A 20780-nucleotide genomic window follows, 5' to 3' on the forward strand; every position below is an offset into this window, starting at 1 on the left:
TGTAATTAATGACAAGCAAGCTGCTTGTTGAATAATATATTTGGCGTTATATTGTGGACAGATAAGTGCAATAAGAGACGTCTGTTGTATGAATCATCCTGAATTACGATCAGGACGAATATGAAGGAGGACCTTGAAATTGGATATCACCCGGTATTTGCAACGCATCGGCTTAAAGGAGATAGAGGATGCAAATTATGATACTCTCCTGCAACTGCAATTACAGCACATGCTGCATGTTCCTTTTGAGAACTTAAATGTCATGTATAATATCCCAATCCCGCTGGATGTGGAGAATTATTATAAAAAGATTGTATTGGAACAGCGTGGTGGCTTTTGTTATGAGTTGAATGGTCTATTTAACTCTTTGTTGAAGAATCTTGATTTTAATACTTACTTCATATCAGCTACTGTTAAACGTCCCGATGGAACGTGGGCAAAACCAGGACTTCATGCTTCTCTGATTGTCGAGCTTGATCAACCCTATCTGGTCGATGTTGGTTTTGGTGATTCTACCAGAATGCCATTGCCTTTAACAGGTGAAATCAGGGAAGATGTAAGCGGGGTCTATCGTGTAGCCAAAGTGAAAGAGAAGATCTTTGACTTGCAGAGAAAAGAAAGTGATCATAGATGGAGAACGTTATTCCGCGCTGACATCACACCGCGAGAATTGACTGATTTTAAAGAAGCATGTCATTTTAACCAAAACTCACCAGAATCTCATTTTACACAAAAAGAAATTGTATCTTTAGCTACTTTGAATGGGCGTATCACACTTTCAGGAGATACTTTAATTACCACCGAAGAAGGAGAAGTACAAAAGATTGCTGTTGATGAGGACGATCAATCGTCCATACTTGATGAATGTTTTGGCATCAAATTAGAGCAACTGCTTTAATTCAGGTATAATGTTCTTTAAAGATAAGACGAACGGCCTGGAAATCTTGAGTTAAGATTTCCAGGCCGTTTTTAGTTGAATCCGAATCAGACATTTTCATCAATTTTATGCAATTTCAATACTGATGAAAAATTTATATATTATCTCAGATAAAAATATGGTAGCTGATTATTTAATTCGTTTAAACGTTTCTGAGATAGATGTTTCTGTCATAGGTCCCGTGTACTTAGATACTATGATTCCTTCCGAATCTATGAAATACGACGTCGGAATCGACACAACCTGATAAGTGGTGCTCACCATCCCATCTTCATCAATTGGTACAGGAAAGTTTAATCCATATTCTTTATAAAACTTCTCCATATCTTGATCACTACTTTCCTGATGCATCATGTTCACAGCTACGATTTCAACTTCATCCTTGTTCTTCTCATAGAAATTCCTCATATGAGGCATTTCCGCTTTACAAGGTGGGCACCAGGAAGCCCAAAAATTAAGCATTACAGGCTTATCTATCGCACCAAGCGAAATCGTCTCGCCATCGTAACCCTGCAATGTGAAATCAGGGGCTTCAGACCCTATATCAAGCCCTGCTTCAGGGTTGGATTCCAACGACTGGTTTACCTGTGCATCTTCTGCAACAGTTTGATAGATGGTGAAAAAGAGCGCACTCAAGATTATTATACCGATGAAATAATGTCTATATTTCTTCATCTTCTCCTCCTCTATTTACAGTCACAGAAAGATAGATGATGCTTAAGACGATGAGCCATTGCAGTAGGCTTAGATTGAATATTTCGGCACCGTTATAGATAAAGAAACGCACGATCAGCTGCAGTACGAGTAACGTTACAGCGGTACCCAATATAACTCTTATGCGCTTCCATTTGAAGTATATGAAGATAAGCGCAGCAAGTGACAGCACGGTCAGGAAGATGTAATGCCATTGGCCGAAAGCCCTTAGTTCAAGAAGGCCATAGAAGGTGTAGAAAGCAACGATGAATATAGCGTACGCTTCTGCGTGAAACAGTGTTTTCATCCTATAGAACATATATATGAAAGCAACCACCATAGCTATAAGGAGACCGATAGGACCGCCATCAAAATAAAAGACACCTAGCGGATTATTGAGAAATTCACTCCAACTGAATAATATGTATGTTCCTTTGTGGATTAAAAAGACCATTATAAGCGCGTTTGTCCATTCATTAAACAGTTCTTTCTTATACTCAGCTTCCCAAAGCATCAGATAGCTGACCAACAAGCTCAATAGAAGTACAATATATATCCCCGGTATTGATATAGTTCCAATATTAAATGATTCGATCATGCCATCAACCCAATTCTTTATGATTTATCAAGACGATTTCAATCATCCCACGAAATAACCGGTGAATAAAGTATATTGCTTCATTTCAATTTCTTGACCCCAAATCCCACCATATTATCGTAAATATTTGTAGAGAGCAGTTTGCTGGCTAAATTAAGGGCAAGTGATCCTCGTGTTGTCCTATAAACAGACTTAACGCGATTGTTTAATAAAGCATCATACATTATATCCCGCGTTTTCGTCATCTCAGGCGCACGGTTGAAAGCCCTCATCATAAATGCCTTCATGTTCTCCATCTGTTCACTATAGTCGGCCCCTCCATCTTCCATATAATTCTGGTTAAAGGCAGTTTCTCCAAACGATGTTTTCACAACTCCAGGTTCTACCATCACAACCTCAACACCCAAATTTTTCACTTCCTGTCTAAGCGCAGTGCCTATTGCTTTGATACTATGCTTCGTCGCAGCGTAGTATCCCATGCCAGCACTCGAAACATGCGCTGCAGACGAACTGGTTATGACGATTCTGCCTTCTCTGCGCCGACGCATCGAAGGTAAGACTGCTCGAATGGTTTCTACAGCACCAAACACATTCACTTCAAACTGTCTCCTCATTTCACTCCCAGGCACAGCCTCTATCGGCCCATAGACGCCGTATCCAGCATTTACTAGAACTGCATCCACGATACCAATCTTCTTTTCTATCATCTGATGGGTCTCTTTAATTTCTTCAGCATTGACGACGTCCATAGGAAAGGCAATCGCGCCTTCTTTGACAAGAATGTCCAGTAGATGAATACGGCGGGCGCTTACACAGATTATATGCTCCGTCTCTTTTAATAGCTTCAAGGCAGTTGCCATTCCAAAACCACTTGAAGCGCCTGTAATCCAAATTATCTTCTTCACAGCCTGCCTCCTAACCCTATTCAACTTTATTTCCCTTTGAACATATTAAATAATTTATTCAAATACCCACCTTTTTCTTCTCTCTGTTCAACTTCAGAGCGGTCTTCTGCTGCTTCTTCCTGTACTTCATAGTTGCTGTACTGGTTCATATCTATGTTCGAAGAAGCATCGGAAGCTGGCGCTTGAGTATCATTGCCAACTGCTACAGGCGTATCAGAAGATTCCTCTTCCGTTTTTTCAAATTTCTCATCCACTTCAACATCCTCATAATTTTGGTGCTCCTCAATTGCTGTAGCAGCACCTTGACTTTCGTATGCACTATTTTCATCATTATAGTTCAATGAAAGCGTTTGTGCTTGTGTGCCGTACTCATCTAACCGCTCTACCAATCTATGTACATTGTTTTTAAGTTCCCTGTTTTCCTGCTGCATGGTTTCCAACTTTTCCATGACAATTCCCAGCATATGATTGATGTCATTATTAGTGACGTTCGCAGGCATGTTGTTCTCTTTTTCATTGACGATATCCGATACTTGGGAAATTATTTCATCAGCAGCTGTTTCAAGTGTATATCCTGGTTTTTTAGCTGTTTTAATGAACTCTTGCAGGACAGCAATATCATTCTGCGAAAATAATCTTCTATTATGCTCGTCTTTGGCAACTTCATAGTTCCTGTCTTCCAGTAATCTTACATACTTACGGACGTTCTGATCCGAAAGTTCAACTTTATCCTTAACTTGTGCAGTCGTATAAAATATCGCCTGGTTTAATTCTTTCATGATATCTTCTCCTTAACATAATGTCATTATAGCTGAAAAAAGTAATTTTCTTTTCTTATGTAAATAACAATAGCACATTTCATCGTATCGTTGCAATAACGATGGTGCTACATACGTTATATTTTATTTAAATACCCTTTATAATTGAGTTTATAAGACATTATAATATCGTTATAACTAAATGATTTCATCGTTTTTAATAACGCTATATGATCATTGCCACTTGAACATTTTTAATATCATTCAATTCAGATTTTTCTTTTAGTAATACATTAATTCCGTTTATAATGGATATATGTTCGATGATTTTAATTTTTAATCGAGAAAGTGCATTAGAATTAAAAATATTATTTATAAAGGAGTTCTACATGGGTTACAAAAAAGAAACTGAAATGATCGTAGATAATAAACGAGGATTGGATTACAGCACCGCAAACCAACCTTTGTATTATTCAACTGCCTTTCTCAGACCTGACCTCAACGCAGAGGAAGGCTACCTTTATGTACGGCATGGCAATCCCAATAGGGATAAGCTCGAAGAAAAACTTGCCAGCCTGGAAAATGGGAGACACGCCTATGCATTCAACTCTGGGATGTCAGCAATAAGTGCCGCTTTGATGACATTTTCACCGGGTGATCATATTATAATGCCTGCCGATATGTATGGTGGCACCTACCAGCTGGTGAAAACTATTTTAAAACGGTTTGGGCTGAGCTTCACTGAAGTAGATCAGACAAATATAGATAATGTAACTGATGCGGTCAATACAAACACTAAAGCAATTTATATTGAAACCCCGTCAAATCCGACGCTTAAAGTGACAAATATAAAAGCGATTACCCAATTCACTTCTGCCAATAATATTAAAACACTGGTCGATAACACTTTTATGACACCTTTGGGACAAAACCCTCTGGATTTGGGTGCTGATATAGTGATTCATAGTGCAACCAAGTTTTTAAGTGGGCATAGTGACTTGATTGCCGGAGCAGTCATTGTAAACGATGATGACATAAGTACCCTTCTTAAAGAACTTCAGGTCGTCATGGGACTTGCACTTGGCACGTACGATTGTTGGACATTGAACCAACACTTGAAAACATTGGGTATAAGATGGAAACAATCTATTAGCAACACTGAAAAGATCCACCAATTCCTTATCTCCCATGCAAAGGTTGAAAAGGTGTATTACCCAATAGACAGTTCGGTGCATATGAGTCAGGCCAACCATGCAGGGGCCGTAATCAGCTTTAAATTGAAGAACGAAGGTCAGGCACAAAAATTCGCAGATCACCTCAAAATTCCATTGATTTCGGTAAGTCTTGGGGGAGTAGAAACTATTTTGTCCCATCCTAAAACTTCTAGCCATAAAGATTTGTCCGAAGCAGAACAGAGAGAAAAGGAAATCACCGATGGCTTGTTCAGATTATCTGTAGGCATTGAAAATTCGGATGATCTGATATCTGACCTTCAAGCTGCTCTTGAAACAATCTAAAAATAGCTCTCCTTAACAATAAAAACACCTTTAGTGTTGAATTTCAAAATTCAGCCATAGAGGTGTTTTTGTGTGTGAGCATCCTTCACCATTTTTTCATCTATCGTATTCTATTTACTGTTGGCTTTATTTATTTCTTCCATTGATTGAATGATGCTGTTCCTGAAACCGAGACTCTCCAATTTCATGACACCCTGTATCGTTGAACCACCAGATGTCGTAATCTGATCTTTCAGCATACCCGGGTGCAATTCAGTATCTATCACCATCTTCCCTGCACCTCTGATCGCCTGCGCTGCAAGCCTATAGGCTTGGTTTCTCGGAAAACCAACACTCACTGCCTTATCGGCCATCGCTTCTATCATCATAAATACATAAGCCGGGGAAGAACCTGTCAGGGAAGGTGCGTACTTGATTAGTGACTCATCTACCCACTCCACCAGAGCTATCGTAGAGAACAACTCAGTAAGAATACTTCGTTCTTCCTCTGTAACATGCTTATTCCCTGTCATAATCATGACCCCTTCTTGTGACGACACAGCAATATTGGGCATGTTCCTGACGACTTTATAGCCTGGTAGTGTAGTTCCCAGTTCTTCTAAAGAAACATCAGCAGCAATTGATACGTATAATGCATCTGCTTTGGTATAGTGCTGAATTTGCTTAAAAGAATCCAGCACTTGGCTTGAGCTTACGCCGTTTATAATGATGTCGCATGCATGCAGTCTACTGTAATCAGTATCTATCTCAATCCCTTTTCCTTTATTGAACAGTTCAAGTTTTTTCAGGTTGCGACCGACCACAATAATGGAATCTTTCATCTCCGGGTAAATTAGTAACCCCCTTACTATGTGATCGACCATTTTTCCAGCTCCGATAAATCCAATTTTTTTATTCATATATACTCCTTTCAGCCTTTAAAAGGCTACAATTGTCAGTTCTATTAAGTTACGGCATTACAATATATCGCCATGCATTATAACGATATATCGCTATGCAATATAAATAGGCAGACCGCTAACATATCGGTCTGCCTATCGGACTCCATCAACTTAAGAGGGCTCCATCTTCTTGCGACTTAAGATTTAACCTCTCAGAGACTGCATCATGTATTTCTTTATATTTATCTGGGTGCTCAGTAAGTTTCATACCATAGGAAGGTATCATACTTTTGATCTTGTCTTCCCAATTGGGATATTCCTCGGGGAAACACCTTTTCATAATATCCAACATCACATCTACAGATACTGACGCGCCTGGGGATGCTCCAAGAAGGGCTGCGATGGAACCATCTTCAGCAGTTATGACTTCTGTACCGAATTGAAGTGTCCCCTTGCCACCTTTTTCTGTATCTTTTATAACTTGAACACGTTGTCCTGCCACTACGATATCCCAATCTTCGCTCTTGGCTGTAGGTATAAACTCCCTCAAATCCTTCATCCGTTCTTCACTTGACTGCAACACTTGTTCAACAAGGTATTTGGTCAAGCCCATCTCCTTCGCACCTGCCGACAGCATGGTCAGCACATTGTTGGGTTTGACAGAACTAATGAGGTCAAAATAAGAACCAGTTTTCAGGAATTTAGGCGAAAAACCTGCGAAAGGCCCGAACAATAATGACCTTTTGCCATGTATATGCCTCGTATCAAGATGTGGCACTGACATTGGTGGAGCACCGACTTTCGCTTTACCATATACTTTCGCTTCGTGCTTCTCCACAATCTCAGAATCTTGACATACCATGAAGATGCCACTCACCGGGAAGCCGCCTATGCTTTTCGACTCCGGGATGCCAGTCTTCTGAAGAAGTGGCAAGCTGCCTCCGCCTGCTCCAATAAAGACAAATTTTGATGTATGATATTCTACTTTATCAGTATCAAGGTTCTTTACTTTAACTTGCCACTCTCCGCCTTTTGTCCTGCGGATATCCATGACCTCATGTCTGGTATGCATAGATACATTTTTCTTTTCAAGATTTTCAAACAACTTTTTAGTCAAATTGCCAAAATTAACATCTGTACCTGATTTGATTCTTGTAGCCGCAACAGGTTTATCAAAATTACGGCCTTCCATCATCAATGGTAGCCACTCTTTCAGCGTTTCGCTGTCGTCAGCAATTTCCATGCCTTCAAAAAGTGGATTCTCAGAAAGCGCTTCGACCCGTTTTTTTAGAAATTCAACGTTTTTTTCACCTTCGACAAAACTGAGATGGGGCACCGGCATTATAAAATCTTGAGGACGCTCCATGTCTCCTTTTTCTACAAGATGAGCCCAGAACTGTTTGGAAATCTGAAACTGTTCGTTGATATGTACTGCCTTTGATATATCAAGAGATCCGTCCGCCTGCTCAGGAGTATAGTTGAGTTCACAAAGCGCTGAGTGTCCTGTGCCAGCATTATTCCAAGGATCGGAACTTTCTTGCGCAAGAGCATCTAGTTTTTCGAAAACCTTCATGTTCCATTCAGGATTCACTTCTTTCAGAAGTGTGCCCAAAGTCGCACTCATGATGCCGCCGCCAATCATAATGATGTCACTCTTGTTCATTACACTGTTCATAATATCTCTAAGCTCCTTATCAATATCAATAATATTGTTGTTGAAACGATAACATCATTTCAATCATCCATCTCCGGTGTTTAGGGTTGCCCACTTAAGCATAGATGATATACTAAAATGCAATTGTAAATTCACTATTCATCATATATTGATTATACTCCTTTTATAAGTCATATAAAAGGGGGCTTATATATGACATACAATTTATATTTATGACATACTTTTGGAGCTGTTATCATGACCTTTAAATTCATATATATTTTTCTGCCTCTTCTCCTTTTTGCTTTCCTCATTCTGATTACAGATATACAAAATGCTGCAGGGGGTATTTTCATTTACTTTCTTATCATGGCAGCACGTTTCGTTTATGACAAGATAAAGGAAAAGGATAAAAATAAGGGCACCTAGGAGGTCATTCTCCAAGGCGCCCTTATTTAGTCAGGATACTTTTTCGTTGACGTATTCTACAAATGCGTCTATGTCACCTTCTACGACATCTACCATGGCTATTTTGCCCATTCCTTCAGGGAACTCTATAATCAGAGTGTCGTTTTCAGAAGCAGCCCTTACGATATCATTATAGCTGAAGACCCTTCTATAGCTTTCTCCACCCATGTCCACATTCATGATCATCCGTTCGTTAGTCGTTATATAAGCACCTTTGAACTGGGTTTGTTCGCCCACTTTATAAATGAGCGTGCCCTCGATATGAGGTCCAAACTTCTCCGTAGGATACAATTCATCCTCGTTTATTTCTGTCAGTTTCATTGGTTTTCACTCCTTGAAAGAATATATGATAATATAGCCTCTTTTTTTCGGCATTCGAATAATTCAAGTCAATCTTGATGGATTTTCCAACCTTTACGCGTTGCTACTGCAAGTAATCTCGGGTCGGGCTTTACGGCTACTGGATTCCCCACCAATTCGAGCATCTGCAAGTCTGCATAACTATCGCTATATGCTTCGCTATTCTGCCAATCCACTTTTTTATCTGCGAAGTGTTTTTTGATGATATCAATTTTACGTTCAGCATAGACACGTTCAAACTTGGACTTCGAATCCAGATGTTCGCCACTATAATTAACTTGAGAGCCTATTACACAATCTATATCGAAATCCTTGAATACAGATTCCAGCAAAGGTTTGAAGGCTCCTGATATAAGCATGATATAATAATTATCCTGTTTCAGCTGCCGCATCTTGGCCAAAAGTGGCACTCTCAAATCTTCGATCATATCATTCGCCACATCTCTAAAGAAAGATTCAATCTCTTTTCTCGAATTCCTCTTAAAAGACCTCAGATAGTATTCCATGGCTTTATGCTGCATTGTATGTTTTTTGACGAGTTTCAGTTTATAGCCGATATATACAGGCGCGAATGCACTGATGAAACGCCTATGGTTTTTTTTGAATTGGGGATGATTTTTCAAGCGTTCCATAAGTATATTAAATGTTTCGTATGGATATAAAGTTCCATCAAAATCAAAAAGGGCAACTTTCATCTGAAATTTCCTTTCTTATGGAGTCATTACCTATAATGTATTTTAACATATGAGGCACTTTTCCTGTGCTCCTATGTTTCGTGTGAAACACTCATAATTCTCCATACTTTTAAGCTTATGATATATTATCTGACACATACTATGTTGACGAATGATCAATTCTACTATTCACCTGGTTCAAATGCCGGTTCCAAATGCCCTTCCTCACTCAAATCATCCAAAAAGTCATACACTTCCTGTGAGGTGAATGCTTCCTTCGCTGCCTGAATTGCTTCTGTATCCTTATTATCTTCCCTTGCTACAAACTGAATTGCAAACGTATCATTCTCATCTTCCTCAAGCAATATTGCATCTTCTGTAGTCAAATCGATACTCGCTATATAAGTTGGATAATTGAAGACCAATTCCACGCCATCTTCATATGCTCCTGTAAGATTGAGCAGATCTATATGGGTAAATTCTAGATTTTTTGGGTTCTCTTCAATATCATCGACAGTGGCGGTATGTTCTGCCCCATCTGCCAGGCCAATGATATCATGCTGATCGAGGATCATCAGGGCACGCGCTTCGTTCGTACCATCAGAAGGAATTGCAACTTCTGCACCTTCTTCAAGTTCATCAATGGAGTCATAGGTCGGTGAATAGAATCCTACAATGGCGTTATATATGGGTTGTAACGCCACTAGATCGCCACCCCTCTCCTCATTGAAATTTTCCATGAATGGCGTATGCTGGGCAAAATTGGCATCAACTTCTTCATTCAGGAGCGCCTCATTATATTGGATGTTATCAGACACCTCAACCAACTCTATTTTATATGGTTCTTCAATCGCTTCTCCAGCAATCTCGACTACATCCGTCATTGGAGGCAGGTGTGAGGCGACCTTCACTACCTTCTCTTCTTCCGATTTCCCACCGTCTGCCGAGTCTTCAGTACCGCTTCCCCCATCACTGCATCCAGCTAGAAGCAAAGCTAAGCTACCCAATAAAATACTTTTTTTAAACACGATATATCTCTCCTTTTATATGACTCATCTCTTATCCAATCTTTTTGCGGTATACATACCAAGCCATTGTACCATGATGACGAAAATAACTATGATTACTATGGACGTATACATAATATCGGTCTCATATCGCTGATACCCATATCTTATGGCAAAGTCACCAATACCGCCACCCCCTACGACTCCCATAATCGTGGAGTAGGAGATAAAGCTGACAAATGCCGTAGTAAAGCCGATTAGCAATGAACTCCTTGCCTCTACATAGAGGAATTTCCATACGAGCTGTAAAGTGGATGCACCCATCGATTCCGCTGTTTCCATAACACCTTTTGGCACATCATGCAGAGACTGTTCGACGAAACGTGCATATAATGCTATAGCAATCAGCATCATTGGAAATGATGCTGCAATCGGATCTCCAGTAGCTCTTCCGTATACTGCACGGATCAAAGGCTGCATGACAACTACGAGCAATAGGAAAGGAAATGAACGTATGATATTTATAAACACATTGGACAGTTGTTGTATGTACCTGTTCTCCAGTGGATTCCCTTTAGCCGAGAGAAATAGCAGCGTCCCAAGCGGTAAGCCCAATAGTATGGCTGCAGCCATGGCAAAACCCATCATGATGCCGGTTTCATACAGACTGACAGCTAGCTTTGGTGCATACTCAATAAGCCTCTCGATATATCGGTTGAATTCAGTCATCCCTCAACACTTCCAATATCCGTTCATGGTATGATTTGATGCTTCTTTCATGCGGTTTGTTCACTACTTCTACCGTATCGATTAGTTTTCCTTTTTCCAAGACTGCTGCCCTATGGCATAACGCTTTAATAACATGCAATTCATGAGTCACCACGATAATCGTCATATCATACTCCCTCTGGGCTTTTCTCAACACATCAACTATTTCATATGTAGTATTTTCATCCAGCGCAGAAGTAGGTTCATCACAGAGAAGTACTTTGGGGCGGGTGATCAGGGCACGAGCGATGCCAACACGTTGTTTCTCACCTCCTGAGAGCTCCGCTGGATAATTTTTACGTTTATCAGCCAAACCTACAAAATCAAGCACCTCTTCGAGCGATAGAGACTGCTCATAATTATGGAGCATCAAGGGCAACCGTACATTTTCTTCAACCGTCTTGTTGCCTAATAGATTGAAATGTTGAAAGATCATACCGATATCTTTTTGATGATCTCTCAGCGCCTTTCCTTTCAAGCGACCTACATCGACCCCTTCCATCTTGACTGACCCCTCGTCTGGTATTTCCAGGGCATTGATGAAGCGCATCAATGTCGACTTTCCAGCGCCACTCTCTCCGATTATGCCAAACACTTCGCGCGCTGCAATCTTCAAAGTCACGGCATCGACCGCCTTGAATGTACCCTCTCTCCCTGTAAAGGATTTTGAAACAGTTTCGATCTCGATCATTTCTCAAGCCTCCTGATTGATCCTCCTAAACATCGCCGATATAACGTTGTCTTCATGATCTAATGCGTCTATATCTCCGTCACAGAAAATATTTCAGACAAGCTCCAGTCTTTCCTTATAACATTTTCTGCAGACGGGCACATATTCTTCGTCACCGATTAAAATGCTCTCCCCTACATTTACGGGACGGTCATCCAACAGGCGCATGTTCAAAGTTGCCTTTTTATTACAGTATTGGCAAATCGTCTTCAACTCATCCACTGCATCCGACAGTTCCAACAGCGTACGGCTTCCTTCAAAGAGCTGATTGCGGAAATCAGTCTTAAGTCCAAAACAGATTACCGGTATGTCCAGGTAATCCGCGATATCACTGAGGCGCATGACATCATTCTTGGACAGGAATTGAGCTTCATCCACTACAATCGCGTGGACTTCTTCTTCCATATGGGTCTTATGCACTTCATCGTAGATATTATCAGTTATATACTCACACATCAGTTCCAATCCGATGCGCGACTTGATCATTTTATATCCGCTTCTCGTATCTACTCTTGATGAGTACGCCAAGCAACGTTTCCCCTGAGTTGTATATTGGTGATGAGTGGTGATGATCTGATTGCTCTTATTGCTTTGCATCGTGCCGTAACGATAATATAATTTTGCCACTGTGCACCCTCGACTTTCTTCCATTGATTTCCGTATACCCCGGCGCACATTATAATACCACATTTGTGTGTACTTCAATAACCTCTTTGTCATTGTAGGAATCATTATCTTGACTTATTTACTATGATATATTAAAGTGATTTAAATTCCTACTTAAATGATATGAAAAGAGGCGTATTTTATGAACACCATCGCTCATCCTGTAAATAAGATGAAAAGTTCTATAGCCACACAGTCATCCGCCATGAATCCAGTTCAAAAATCACTTGTTGGCGGAGGCATAGCAGCAAGTCTTCTGCTCTTCATATATCTCGCTGCTACACAATCGATGATGCAGCCGGTATTGCTGCTCATCGGATTAGCACTCGGTTTTACATTGTTCCACGCGCGTTTTGGGTTTACGTCTGCTTTCAGAAGAATGATGTCAGTCGGCAATGGCCAGGCCATGAGAGCCCATATGTTGATGCTAGCCGCTGCGGTTACACTGTTCGCCCCCATCCTGGCGTTCGGCATATCGTTCTTCGGCGCTGATATAGCAGGTTATGTTTCGCCGGTCGGAGTGAGCTTGATAGTCGGTTCCTTCCTGTTCGGCATCGGCATGCAGCTTGGTGGCGGGTGTGCCTCCGGGACACTCTATTCCATAGGTGGTGGCCGTACCGTAATGTTCATCACATTACTGTTCTTTATCGTTGGTGCTACAGTCGGTGCGTATCACCTGCCGTTTTGGACAGAGGAACTTCCAGCATTCGAACCCATTTCCCTCGCTACATCCACAGGCCTCGGATATGGCGGGTCATGGGCTCTTTCCATCGCCCTCTTTGGTTTGATCGCATGGATTACGTTGATTGTAGAAAAAAGGAAAAATGCACCTAAAATGGCTCCGTTGCCGACAGAGAGCGGATGGAAACGCATATTTAGAGGCTCATGGCCCCTGTTTACAGCAGCCATCATTCTCGCTGTATTGAATGCCTTGACCTTGATGACCCGCGGCACACCTTGGGGAATTACTTCTGCATTTGCATTATGGGGTTCAAAAGTTGCTGATTTCCTTGGGTTCGATGTAGCCCAGTGGGGATATTGGCAAGGTGCAAATGCGACTGCACTTGAATCTTCTATATTTGCAGACAGCACCACTATACTGAATTTTGGTGTGATTCTAGGTGCATTCATCGCTTCAGCCCTAGGTGGATTATTCAAATTCACCAAAATAACTCTAGGGAACTTCTCAGCATCAGTCATCGGTGGATTGTTGATGGGATATGGTGCCCGTCTTGCGTTTGGCTGTAATATCGGAGCGTACTTTGGAGGAATCGCCTCCTTCAGCATGCACGGATATATCTGGGGCATAATGGCGCTCGGCGGAACGTTTCTTGCTTTATACCTAAGGCCTCTATTTGGACTATCCGTCCCTAAATCCAATGATTCAGTATGTTAAATCAACAGCAAGGCATCGCTTAATGATGTCTTGCTGTTTTTATTTGATTTTTACTCACATAATGGAAATTGAACATCAAAAATAAGGGTAAAGAACAATATCACTTTACAGAAGGAGCATCCACTAATGAGAAACCAAATAAAGCAATTCATCAATGGAGAATGGGTCGATAGTGCCAGCGGAGAAACCCTGGACGTCATCAATCCAGCTACTGGAGAAGCTTTCGGAAAGATTGCGAAAGGAAACGAAGAAGATGTCAATCGTGCTGTTGAAGCAGCCTATGCTGTGTATCTGGAATTCCGGCACACTCCTGTTGAGGAACGGCGCGCCATGCTGGACCGCATCGTTGAGGAATATACGAAACGTAAAGATGAACTGATAGAAACGATGACGGATGAGTTGGGGGCACCACTCGGTTTATCAGAGAAGACCCACTACCAGGCCGGTTTAAACCATTTCACTGCAGCTCGTGATGCTCTTGATACATTCGAGTTTGAAGAACGCCGCGGGGACGACCTCATCATGAAGGAAGCTGTTGGAGTTTCCGGGCTCATTACACCATGGAACTTCCCGACCAATCAGACTTCATTGAAACTCGCTGCTGCTTTTGCTGCGGGAAGTCCAGTCGTATTGAAGCCGTCAGAAGAAACACCATTCGCCGCAATTATCCTGGCTGAAATATTTGAAGCGGCCGGCGTCCCAAAAGGCGTCTTCAACCTTGTAAATGGAGACGGTGAAGGTGTAGGCGAGCCACTCAGTTCGCATCCTAAAGTACGCATGATGTCATTCACAGGTTCCGGTCCGACTGGCGCCAAGATCATGAGGAACGCAAGTGAAGATTTCAAAAAAGTATCCCTTGAACTCGGCGGCAAGTCCCCACTCATCATTCTTGATGATGTCGACGTAGACGAAGCTGCTGAAGTCGCTGTCCAAAAAGTGGTCCGCAACTCCGGTCAAGTCTGTACAGCAGGTACCCGCACATTGATACCCACTTCCATGAAAACAGAGTTTTTGGAAGCTGCGAAGAAAAAAATGGAAGCAGTTAAAGTCGGAGAACCGCGCACAGAAGGCGTTGAAGTTGGACCATTGGTAAGCAGCAAACAATTTGATACGGTTCAATCCTATATTGAAAAAGGACGCGAGGAAGGTGCAACCCTTTATCATGGCGGTACTGGTCATCCAGATGGCCTGGACAAAGGGTTCTATGTCAAACCGACCATATTCTCTGATGTTCAAAATGACATGGTCATCGCCCAAGAAGAAATATTCGGGCCGGTCATGTCCGTAATCACCTATAATGACATCGACGAAGCACTTGAAATCGCAAACGATACAAAATATGGATTGGCTGGGTATGTATACGGCAATGATCAGGACACACTACAGTATGTGGCAAGGCGCATCGAAGCCGGCACAATTGAGATCAATGTGGCTAAAGGACGTACCGATCTGCCATTCGGCGGATATAAACAGTCAGGTCTCGGTCGGGAATGGGGAGACTACGGAATAGAAGAGTTCCTTGAAGTCAAATCGATCAAAGGGTACTTTAAATAGGATTAAAGCATATTGCTTAAAAGAAGGGGATATAATCATGAAAAAATTGATTAATGACAAGTCACATTTCCTGGCAGATATGATGGATGGCCTCAAATATCGTGATGAGAAGATAGAAGTCATCGAAGAGACCGTAGTCGTCAGGCGCAATAAGAAGACAAGCGGCGTCGCGCTCATCTCGGGTGGAGGAAGCGGCCACGAACCGGCTCATGCTGGATATGTTGCCGAGGGTATGCTCGATGCTGCAGTCTGTGGAGAAGTATTCACTTCCCCTACACCTGATAAGGTGCTGGCCGCAATAGAGGCTGCAGATAATGGCGACGGTGTACTACTCATCATCAAAAACTATGCGGGCGATGTCATGAATTTTGAAATAGCACAGGAAATGGCTGAAGCGAATGGACATGAGGTGAAAGCCGTAGTAGTGCGTGATGATATCGCAATTGAAAACGAGGAACAAAGAAGAGGGGTAGCCGGCACAGTACTTGTGCATAAATATGCAGGATTCCTGGCAAGTAGCGGCCATAGCCTGAATACCATTAAAGAAAAGGTGGAAGAGATGATGACTTCACTCCACTCCATAGGCATGGCGATCCATCCCTGCATGGTTCCGACTACTGGAGAGTATGGCTTCGATCTACAAGATGATGAAATGGAAATCGGTATCGGCATCCATGGGGAGAAAGGTATATATCGTGAAAAGGCAGAACCTGTCGATAAAATCATTGAAAGATTGTTGGATGAACTTTCTAAATACAATGAACATGACGATCTTGTCGTGATGGTCAATGGCATGGGCGGAACGCCCCAAAGCGAACTCTCCATTGTTGCAAAATATACTGTGGAAAGCTTCAAAAGAAGAAATATGAAAATGGCAAAGCTGCTTGTCGGGGATTATATGACCTCCCTTGATATGCAAGGGTTCTCTCTGACGATAGTCGATGCATCCGATGAGCTGATGAAAGCATTAGAAGCAGAAACAAATTCGGATTATTTCAATTAGGAGGCTAAAGATGATGGATTCTGAGAAATTAATTTCACAACTCCACGGTCTGAAAGCAGTATTTGATGACAAAGAAAGTGAATTGACTGCGCTAGATCGTGAGATTGGTGATGGTGACCACGGCGTCAATATGAAACGCGGATTTTCTGCCGTGGCAGAAAAAGTCACTGAAGGTTCCACTCAGGAGATCTTAAAGCAAACTGGCATGACACTCATGAGCTCAATAGGAGGCGCAAGTGGCCCACTATATGGTTTCAGCTTCGTTAAAATGAGTGAAGTGGCGGAAGATACTATAGACTCAGAGAACTTGGCTACCATACTTGAGGTGTTTGCAAAAACAGTAGGTGAGAAGGGGAAAGTTTCGGGCGGTGAAAAAACAATGTTCGATGTTATCTCAAAAACTGCAGACCTACTCCGGGAGAAAGGATCACTCGACTTGAAATCGCTACAAGCTTTAGCAGATGATACAGAAGATATGGTTGCAACTAAAGGGCGTGCCGCCTATTTCAAGGAGAATTCCAAAGGTACGATTGATCCTGGTGCCCAAAGTGCAGTATACGTCATCCAAGCTTTGGGAGAAGGTGTGCAGAATGGCTGAAATACTTATCATCAGCCATAGTGCTGAAATAGCGGAAGGTACTAAAGCACTCATTTCACAGATGGCTGAGAATACCGTCATTCATGCTTCAGGCGGAGTGGATGGAGGAATCGGCACTAATATCGATCAGATCACTGAAATGCTGGATGAAGTCAGTGACGACACTCTTTGCTTCTATGATATCGGTTCAAGCAGGATGAACCTTGAGATGGCGATTGAAATGTATACTGGTCCCCATTCGATTTACCTGACTGAAGCCCCTATAGTCGAAGGGAGCTTTTTGGCCGCTGTAGAAAGTAGCATAGGTTCTACAGCAGATCAGATTCGTAAAAAACTCCAATCCATGAAAAAATAATTTTTAGCTATATGTGAACAAGCCCGTACTGCCTCTGTACGGGCTTGTTCACTATTCTTTAATCATCCGGTAGATTTTTTCAAAGTCTGCTCGGCCGAATATGACCGGCACAGGATAAAGTGGGTTGGCCTCGCGGTGAGCATTATCGATCATATGTGGAATGTCAGCGTCTTTTATGCCGGAAATCTTTTCGGGGATACCCATTGAAGCATTAAGTTCTCTGATGGCAATAATAAACTTGCGCGCCTTCTCTTTATCACCGTCGTCAGATTGCGTTATATTGACGATATCCGCCAATTCAGCGAGTTGGTAAGTGGCCACACCAAGTTTGCTATAATATTCAAGTACATATGGCATTATAACGGCGTTAGCTAATCCATGAGGCACATTATAGAACCCTCCCAGCGTGTGGGCTATGGCATGGACATTACCGACAAAGGCACGTGTGAATGCAAAGCCTGCTTTATATGCCGCTTCCTGCATGTTGCTCCTTGCCTCTATATCACCCCCATCATTAAAGGAATGGTATAGATTATTGAAAACGAGTTGTGCCGCTTCTTTGGCATTCTTATCCGTCTCCGCAGTACCGCCGTATCCGATGTATGCTTCAACAGCATGGGTCAAGGCATCCATCCCCGTCATTGCTGTAACTTTTTCTGGAAGTCCTATTGTAAGTAATGGATCGAGTATTGCTACATGAGGAATCAGTGATAGGTCCATCAAAGCATATTTTTCATCCGTACCATCATTGGTGATGACAGCCGCTAATGTGGTTTCGCTGCCAGTCCCAGCCGTGGTCGGAACGACAAAAAAAGGAGGCATGTTCTTTCTGACCTTAAATATCCCACGCATCTTGCTTATCGATTGATTCGGTTTTGTTACGCGTACTGCCGCAACTTTAGCGCAATCTATCGGGGAACCCCCACCGAATGCCACGACACCCTGGCAATTCATATCCTTATAGAGGCTTGCTGCGGACTCTGCATCCTTGATGGTAGGATTTGAGTGAACATCATCATATATATGCGCCCTTATCCCCATCGTCTCCAATTGATGAAGAAATTCGTCAAGTAGGCCCGATTTCGAAATTCCTTCATCAGTGACGACGAGAACGCTCTTCAAATGGGCCGCTGCAATCATCCGAGACAACTCCATAAGGCTGCCCTTGCCTTTGACGACTAATGGTTCACGCCAAGGGAGCCGGGTCATTATCCGCTTTACAACAAATTGATACGCTCTATAATATAGTTCCGTCATCCAATCACTTCCTCTATATCCAACATTATTATTGCTATTACATCAACTTAAATATAGCATATACTTATCATCAAATTCCGAAAAGAGGATGTCTCATGAAATCAATCATTCAGTTTATTTTTCATCTTGTCACTCCGCTCATACTAGGTAAAACAGTCGGTAAATTATCTACTAGATCCGCTCCAAGACAATACAAGAAGCTGAAACAACCGCCGTTTGCCCCACCGCGTAAAATCTTCGCGCCCATGTGGACTTTCCTATATCTGACGATGGGACTGGCCCATGCTCTCGTCAATAGGAAAGGGAATCGTCAAGCAAGTAAACTGTTCAAGATTCACCTTATGATCAACTATACTTGGTCGTTCCTATTTTTCCGACTCAGAAAGCGTCAATTGGCCTTGGTCAACAGTGTTATGATCTGGGTTACGATGTACGCCGTATTAACGAAATTCTTTAAGGTAAATCGGCTCTCCGGCATCATATTGCTGCCGTATACATTATGGACGACATTTGCAGCTTATCTGACACTGGGCAGTTGGTACCTAAACCGTGCAAAATGACAGGAACTGGCCTCGAAGCGATTGCTCCGAGGCCAGTTCTTATATTTTCAGACCATAATCATTTCAATGTTTCATCCATTCTGATGTAAGCGGCGATACCCGATAGCAACGGCAATATTGCAACGATGCCTATCGCCGCGCCAACACCAAGTAAATCTGCAGCGATACCCGCGAATAATGCTCCAAATGCATAGCCGCTATCTCTCCAGAACCGATAGACTCCCATAGAGGAGGCACGCCAAGCTGGCGCCGCAACATCACTAATCGCAGCCTGTAATGTCGGATATACCATCGCTGTACCCAATCCCAAAATGATGGCTCCAGTGATCCATAATCCATATCCTTGTGTAAAAATAATGAACCACAGAGCTGCAGCTTGCACTAGCATACCCGATACAATAAATGGCTTACGCCCCAATCTATCGCTTAAAGTTCCAGTAAAGAGTTGGAACACACCCCAAGCTGCAGGGTAGATGGCCACAATCATACCCACTTGCGGCACTGTCAGTCCTGCAGCCACAAAGTAAATCGGGAAGAGACCCCAGGCCATGCCATCCTTTAAATTGGTCGATAGTCCTGCAAGGCTTGCTGAAGAAAGGTTCCGGTCCTGCAGTGTCGTCCGTTTAAAAATCTGCTTTGCAGTTAGATGATTACTCTCTGTACCTGAATTTCGTTCCTCGAGTTCTAGATGCTGTTCAGTATCCTTAATGGTGATTGAGAGCAGCAGCCCCACCAGAGCAATTCCTATACCAATATAAAACGGTTCCGGACGCATTCCGTAATTTGAAGAGATAGAGGCTGATACCGCCGCGAGCACCGCCACCCCCGTGTAACCAGCAAATTCATTCAATCCCACTGCAGTGCCCCTCTGGTCGCTCCTTGCCAAATCAATCTTCATGTTAACCGTCATGGACCATGTCAGTCCTTGGTTTATGCCGAGCATCATGTTTGCAAGGACTATGATCCACCAGGACCCTGCCGTGATGATGAGGATCGGGACAAAAAGACCTATGATCCAGCCTACTATAAGAACACGTCTCCGTCCGTACCGGTCTGCAATACCACCTGCAAAATAATTGATTACCGCCTTGGAGAAACCAAATGTAATGATGAAACTGAGTGCTGCACTTGTAGAAATCAAGCCGAACTCCTCTTCACCGAGTAGAGGTAATACAGTTCGTTCGATTCCTACCATAGAACCGACAAAAAAGCTCATTACAACCAAGAAAGTGAACTGCATCAGATTTTCCTTTATACCTATTTTTACTTTATCCATAATCCCGGTCCTCCCGAACAAAATTACATATCATATTTGGGTATAATACCACCTGGGGTATATGTTTGAAAACCGATAGACTCAGTATAATGAAATCAACCACGCATATCTGATTCAAGTGGTTGCCAAACGATAAATCCTTTGTTACTATTTATAAGTTGTTGA

The 20780-nt window shown here is 42.4% G+C and carries 22 protein-coding genes; 8 read left to right on the top strand and 14 right to left on the bottom strand.

Annotation, left to right across the window (positions count from 1 at the left end):
- Positions 1-133 precede the first annotated feature (133 nt).
- Positions 134-898 (top strand): arylamine N-acetyltransferase family protein, encoded by a 765-nt coding sequence (locus ABD734_RS09765; RefSeq protein ID WP_344703795.1) that lies wholly within the window; start codon positions 134-136, stop codon positions 896-898.
- A gap of 168 nt (positions 899-1066) precedes the next feature.
- On the opposite strand, the gene ABD734_RS09770 is transcribed toward ABD734_RS09765, so the two are convergent.
- The 4 genes from ABD734_RS09770 to ABD734_RS09785 form a co-directional block, all read right to left on the bottom strand.
- A complete protein-coding gene (locus tag ABD734_RS09770) occupies positions 1067-1612 on the bottom strand; it encodes a redoxin domain-containing protein (protein WP_344703797.1) in 546 nt (181 codons plus the stop codon).
- On the bottom strand, positions 1599-2228 hold the full coding sequence (locus ABD734_RS09775; RefSeq protein ID WP_344703799.1) for a hypothetical protein: 630 nt from the start codon (positions 2226-2228) through the stop codon (positions 1599-1601). Before ABD734_RS09775 ends, ABD734_RS09770 begins: the two co-directional genes overlap by 14 nt.
- 80 nt (positions 2229-2308) lie before the next feature.
- Positions 2309-3133 (bottom strand): SDR family NAD(P)-dependent oxidoreductase, encoded by an 825-nt coding sequence (locus tag ABD734_RS09780; RefSeq protein WP_344703801.1) that lies wholly within the window; start codon positions 3131-3133, stop codon positions 2309-2311.
- Positions 3134-3159: 26 nt separating this feature from the next.
- A complete protein-coding gene (locus ABD734_RS09785; protein ID WP_344703803.1) occupies positions 3160-3912 on the bottom strand; it encodes a hypothetical protein in 753 nt (250 codons plus the stop codon).
- Positions 3913-4280: 368 nt separating this feature from the next.
- Between ABD734_RS09785 and ABD734_RS09790 the strand changes: the two genes are divergently transcribed.
- Positions 4281-5408 (top strand): trans-sulfuration enzyme family protein, encoded by a 1128-nt coding sequence (locus tag ABD734_RS09790; protein WP_344703805.1) that lies wholly within the window; start codon positions 4281-4283, stop codon positions 5406-5408.
- Between the two features lie 110 nt (positions 5409-5518).
- Here ABD734_RS09790 and proC read toward each other — a convergent pair whose 3' ends face one another.
- The 8 genes from proC to ABD734_RS09830 form a co-directional block, all read right to left on the bottom strand.
- Positions 5519-6307: a pyrroline-5-carboxylate reductase gene (gene proC / locus ABD734_RS09795; RefSeq protein ID WP_344703807.1), complete on the bottom strand. Its 789-nt coding sequence runs from the start codon at positions 6305-6307 to the stop codon at positions 5519-5521.
- A gap of 148 nt (positions 6308-6455) precedes the next feature.
- Complete coding sequence (gene mqo, locus ABD734_RS09800; RefSeq protein ID WP_344703809.1) at positions 6456-7964, bottom strand: malate dehydrogenase (quinone); 1509 nt, start codon at positions 7962-7964, stop codon at positions 6456-6458.
- A gap of 438 nt (positions 7965-8402) precedes the next feature.
- The gene (locus tag ABD734_RS09805; protein WP_344703811.1) at positions 8403-8732 is read right to left on the bottom strand and encodes a hypothetical protein; all 330 of its coding nucleotides are present in this window, start codon (positions 8730-8732) and stop codon (positions 8403-8405) included.
- Positions 8733-8800: 68 nt separating this feature from the next.
- Positions 8801-9466: an HAD family hydrolase gene (locus tag ABD734_RS09810; RefSeq protein ID WP_344703813.1), complete on the bottom strand. Its 666-nt coding sequence runs from the start codon at positions 9464-9466 to the stop codon at positions 8801-8803.
- Positions 9467-9630: 164 nt separating this feature from the next.
- The gene (locus ABD734_RS09815; protein WP_344703815.1) at positions 9631-10473 is read right to left on the bottom strand and encodes a MetQ/NlpA family ABC transporter substrate-binding protein; all 843 of its coding nucleotides are present in this window, start codon (positions 10471-10473) and stop codon (positions 9631-9633) included.
- Positions 10474-10497: 24 nt separating this feature from the next.
- Complete coding sequence (locus ABD734_RS09820; RefSeq protein WP_344703817.1) at positions 10498-11181, bottom strand: methionine ABC transporter permease; 684 nt, start codon at positions 11179-11181, stop codon at positions 10498-10500.
- Positions 11174-11911 carry a methionine ABC transporter ATP-binding protein gene (locus ABD734_RS09825; protein WP_344703818.1) on the bottom strand — a complete coding sequence of 246 codons (738 nt, stop codon included), beginning with the start codon at positions 11909-11911 and terminating at the stop codon, positions 11174-11176. Before ABD734_RS09825 ends, ABD734_RS09820 begins: the two co-directional genes overlap by 8 nt.
- 93 nt (positions 11912-12004) lie before the next feature.
- Positions 12005-12577 (bottom strand): thymidine kinase, encoded by a 573-nt coding sequence (locus ABD734_RS09830; protein WP_344703820.1) that lies wholly within the window; start codon positions 12575-12577, stop codon positions 12005-12007.
- A gap of 244 nt (positions 12578-12821) precedes the next feature.
- On the opposite strand from ABD734_RS09830, the gene ABD734_RS09835 reads away from it, so the two are divergent.
- The 5 genes from ABD734_RS09835 (at position 12822) to dhaM (ending at position 17522) form a co-directional block, all read left to right on the top strand.
- Positions 12822-14012, top strand: a complete 1191-nt coding sequence (locus ABD734_RS09835; protein WP_425568409.1) for a YeeE/YedE family protein — start codon at positions 12822-12824, stop codon at positions 14010-14012.
- 126 nt (positions 14013-14138) lie between these two features.
- A complete protein-coding gene (locus ABD734_RS09840; protein WP_344703824.1) occupies positions 14139-15566 on the top strand; it encodes an aldehyde dehydrogenase family protein in 1428 nt (475 codons plus the stop codon).
- Between the two features lie 37 nt (positions 15567-15603).
- Positions 15604-16569 (top strand): dihydroxyacetone kinase subunit DhaK, encoded by a 966-nt coding sequence (gene dhaK, locus ABD734_RS09845; protein ID WP_344703826.1) that lies wholly within the window; start codon positions 15604-15606, stop codon positions 16567-16569.
- Positions 16570-16582: 13 nt separating this feature from the next.
- The gene (gene dhaL / locus ABD734_RS09850; protein WP_344703854.1) at positions 16583-17167 is read left to right on the top strand and encodes a dihydroxyacetone kinase subunit DhaL; all 585 of its coding nucleotides are present in this window, start codon (positions 16583-16585) and stop codon (positions 17165-17167) included.
- Positions 17160-17522: a dihydroxyacetone kinase phosphoryl donor subunit DhaM gene (gene dhaM, locus ABD734_RS09855; RefSeq protein ID WP_344703828.1), complete on the top strand. Its 363-nt coding sequence runs from the start codon at positions 17160-17162 to the stop codon at positions 17520-17522. Before dhaL ends, dhaM begins: the two co-directional genes overlap by 8 nt.
- Positions 17523-17573: 51 nt before the next feature.
- On the opposite strand, the gene ABD734_RS09860 is transcribed toward dhaM, so the two are convergent.
- Positions 17574-18779, bottom strand: a complete 1206-nt coding sequence (locus tag ABD734_RS09860; protein WP_344703830.1) for an iron-containing alcohol dehydrogenase — start codon at positions 18777-18779, stop codon at positions 17574-17576.
- A 95-nt stretch (positions 18780-18874) separates the two neighbouring features.
- On the opposite strand from ABD734_RS09860, the gene ABD734_RS09865 reads away from it, so the two are divergent.
- The gene (locus ABD734_RS09865; RefSeq protein ID WP_344703832.1) at positions 18875-19339 is read left to right on the top strand and encodes a TspO/MBR family protein; all 465 of its coding nucleotides are present in this window, start codon (positions 18875-18877) and stop codon (positions 19337-19339) included.
- A gap of 58 nt (positions 19340-19397) precedes the next feature.
- On the opposite strand, the gene ABD734_RS09870 is transcribed toward ABD734_RS09865, so the two are convergent.
- Positions 19398-20615 carry an MFS transporter gene (locus ABD734_RS09870; protein ID WP_344703834.1) on the bottom strand — a complete coding sequence of 406 codons (1218 nt, stop codon included), beginning with the start codon at positions 20613-20615 and terminating at the stop codon, positions 19398-19400.
- Positions 20616-20780 lie beyond the last annotated feature (165 nt).

The sequence above is a fragment of the Salinicoccus jeotgali genome (genome assembly GCF_039538805.1).
GTDB classification, from domain to species: Bacteria; Bacillota; Bacilli; order Staphylococcales; family Salinicoccaceae; genus Salinicoccus; species Salinicoccus jeotgali.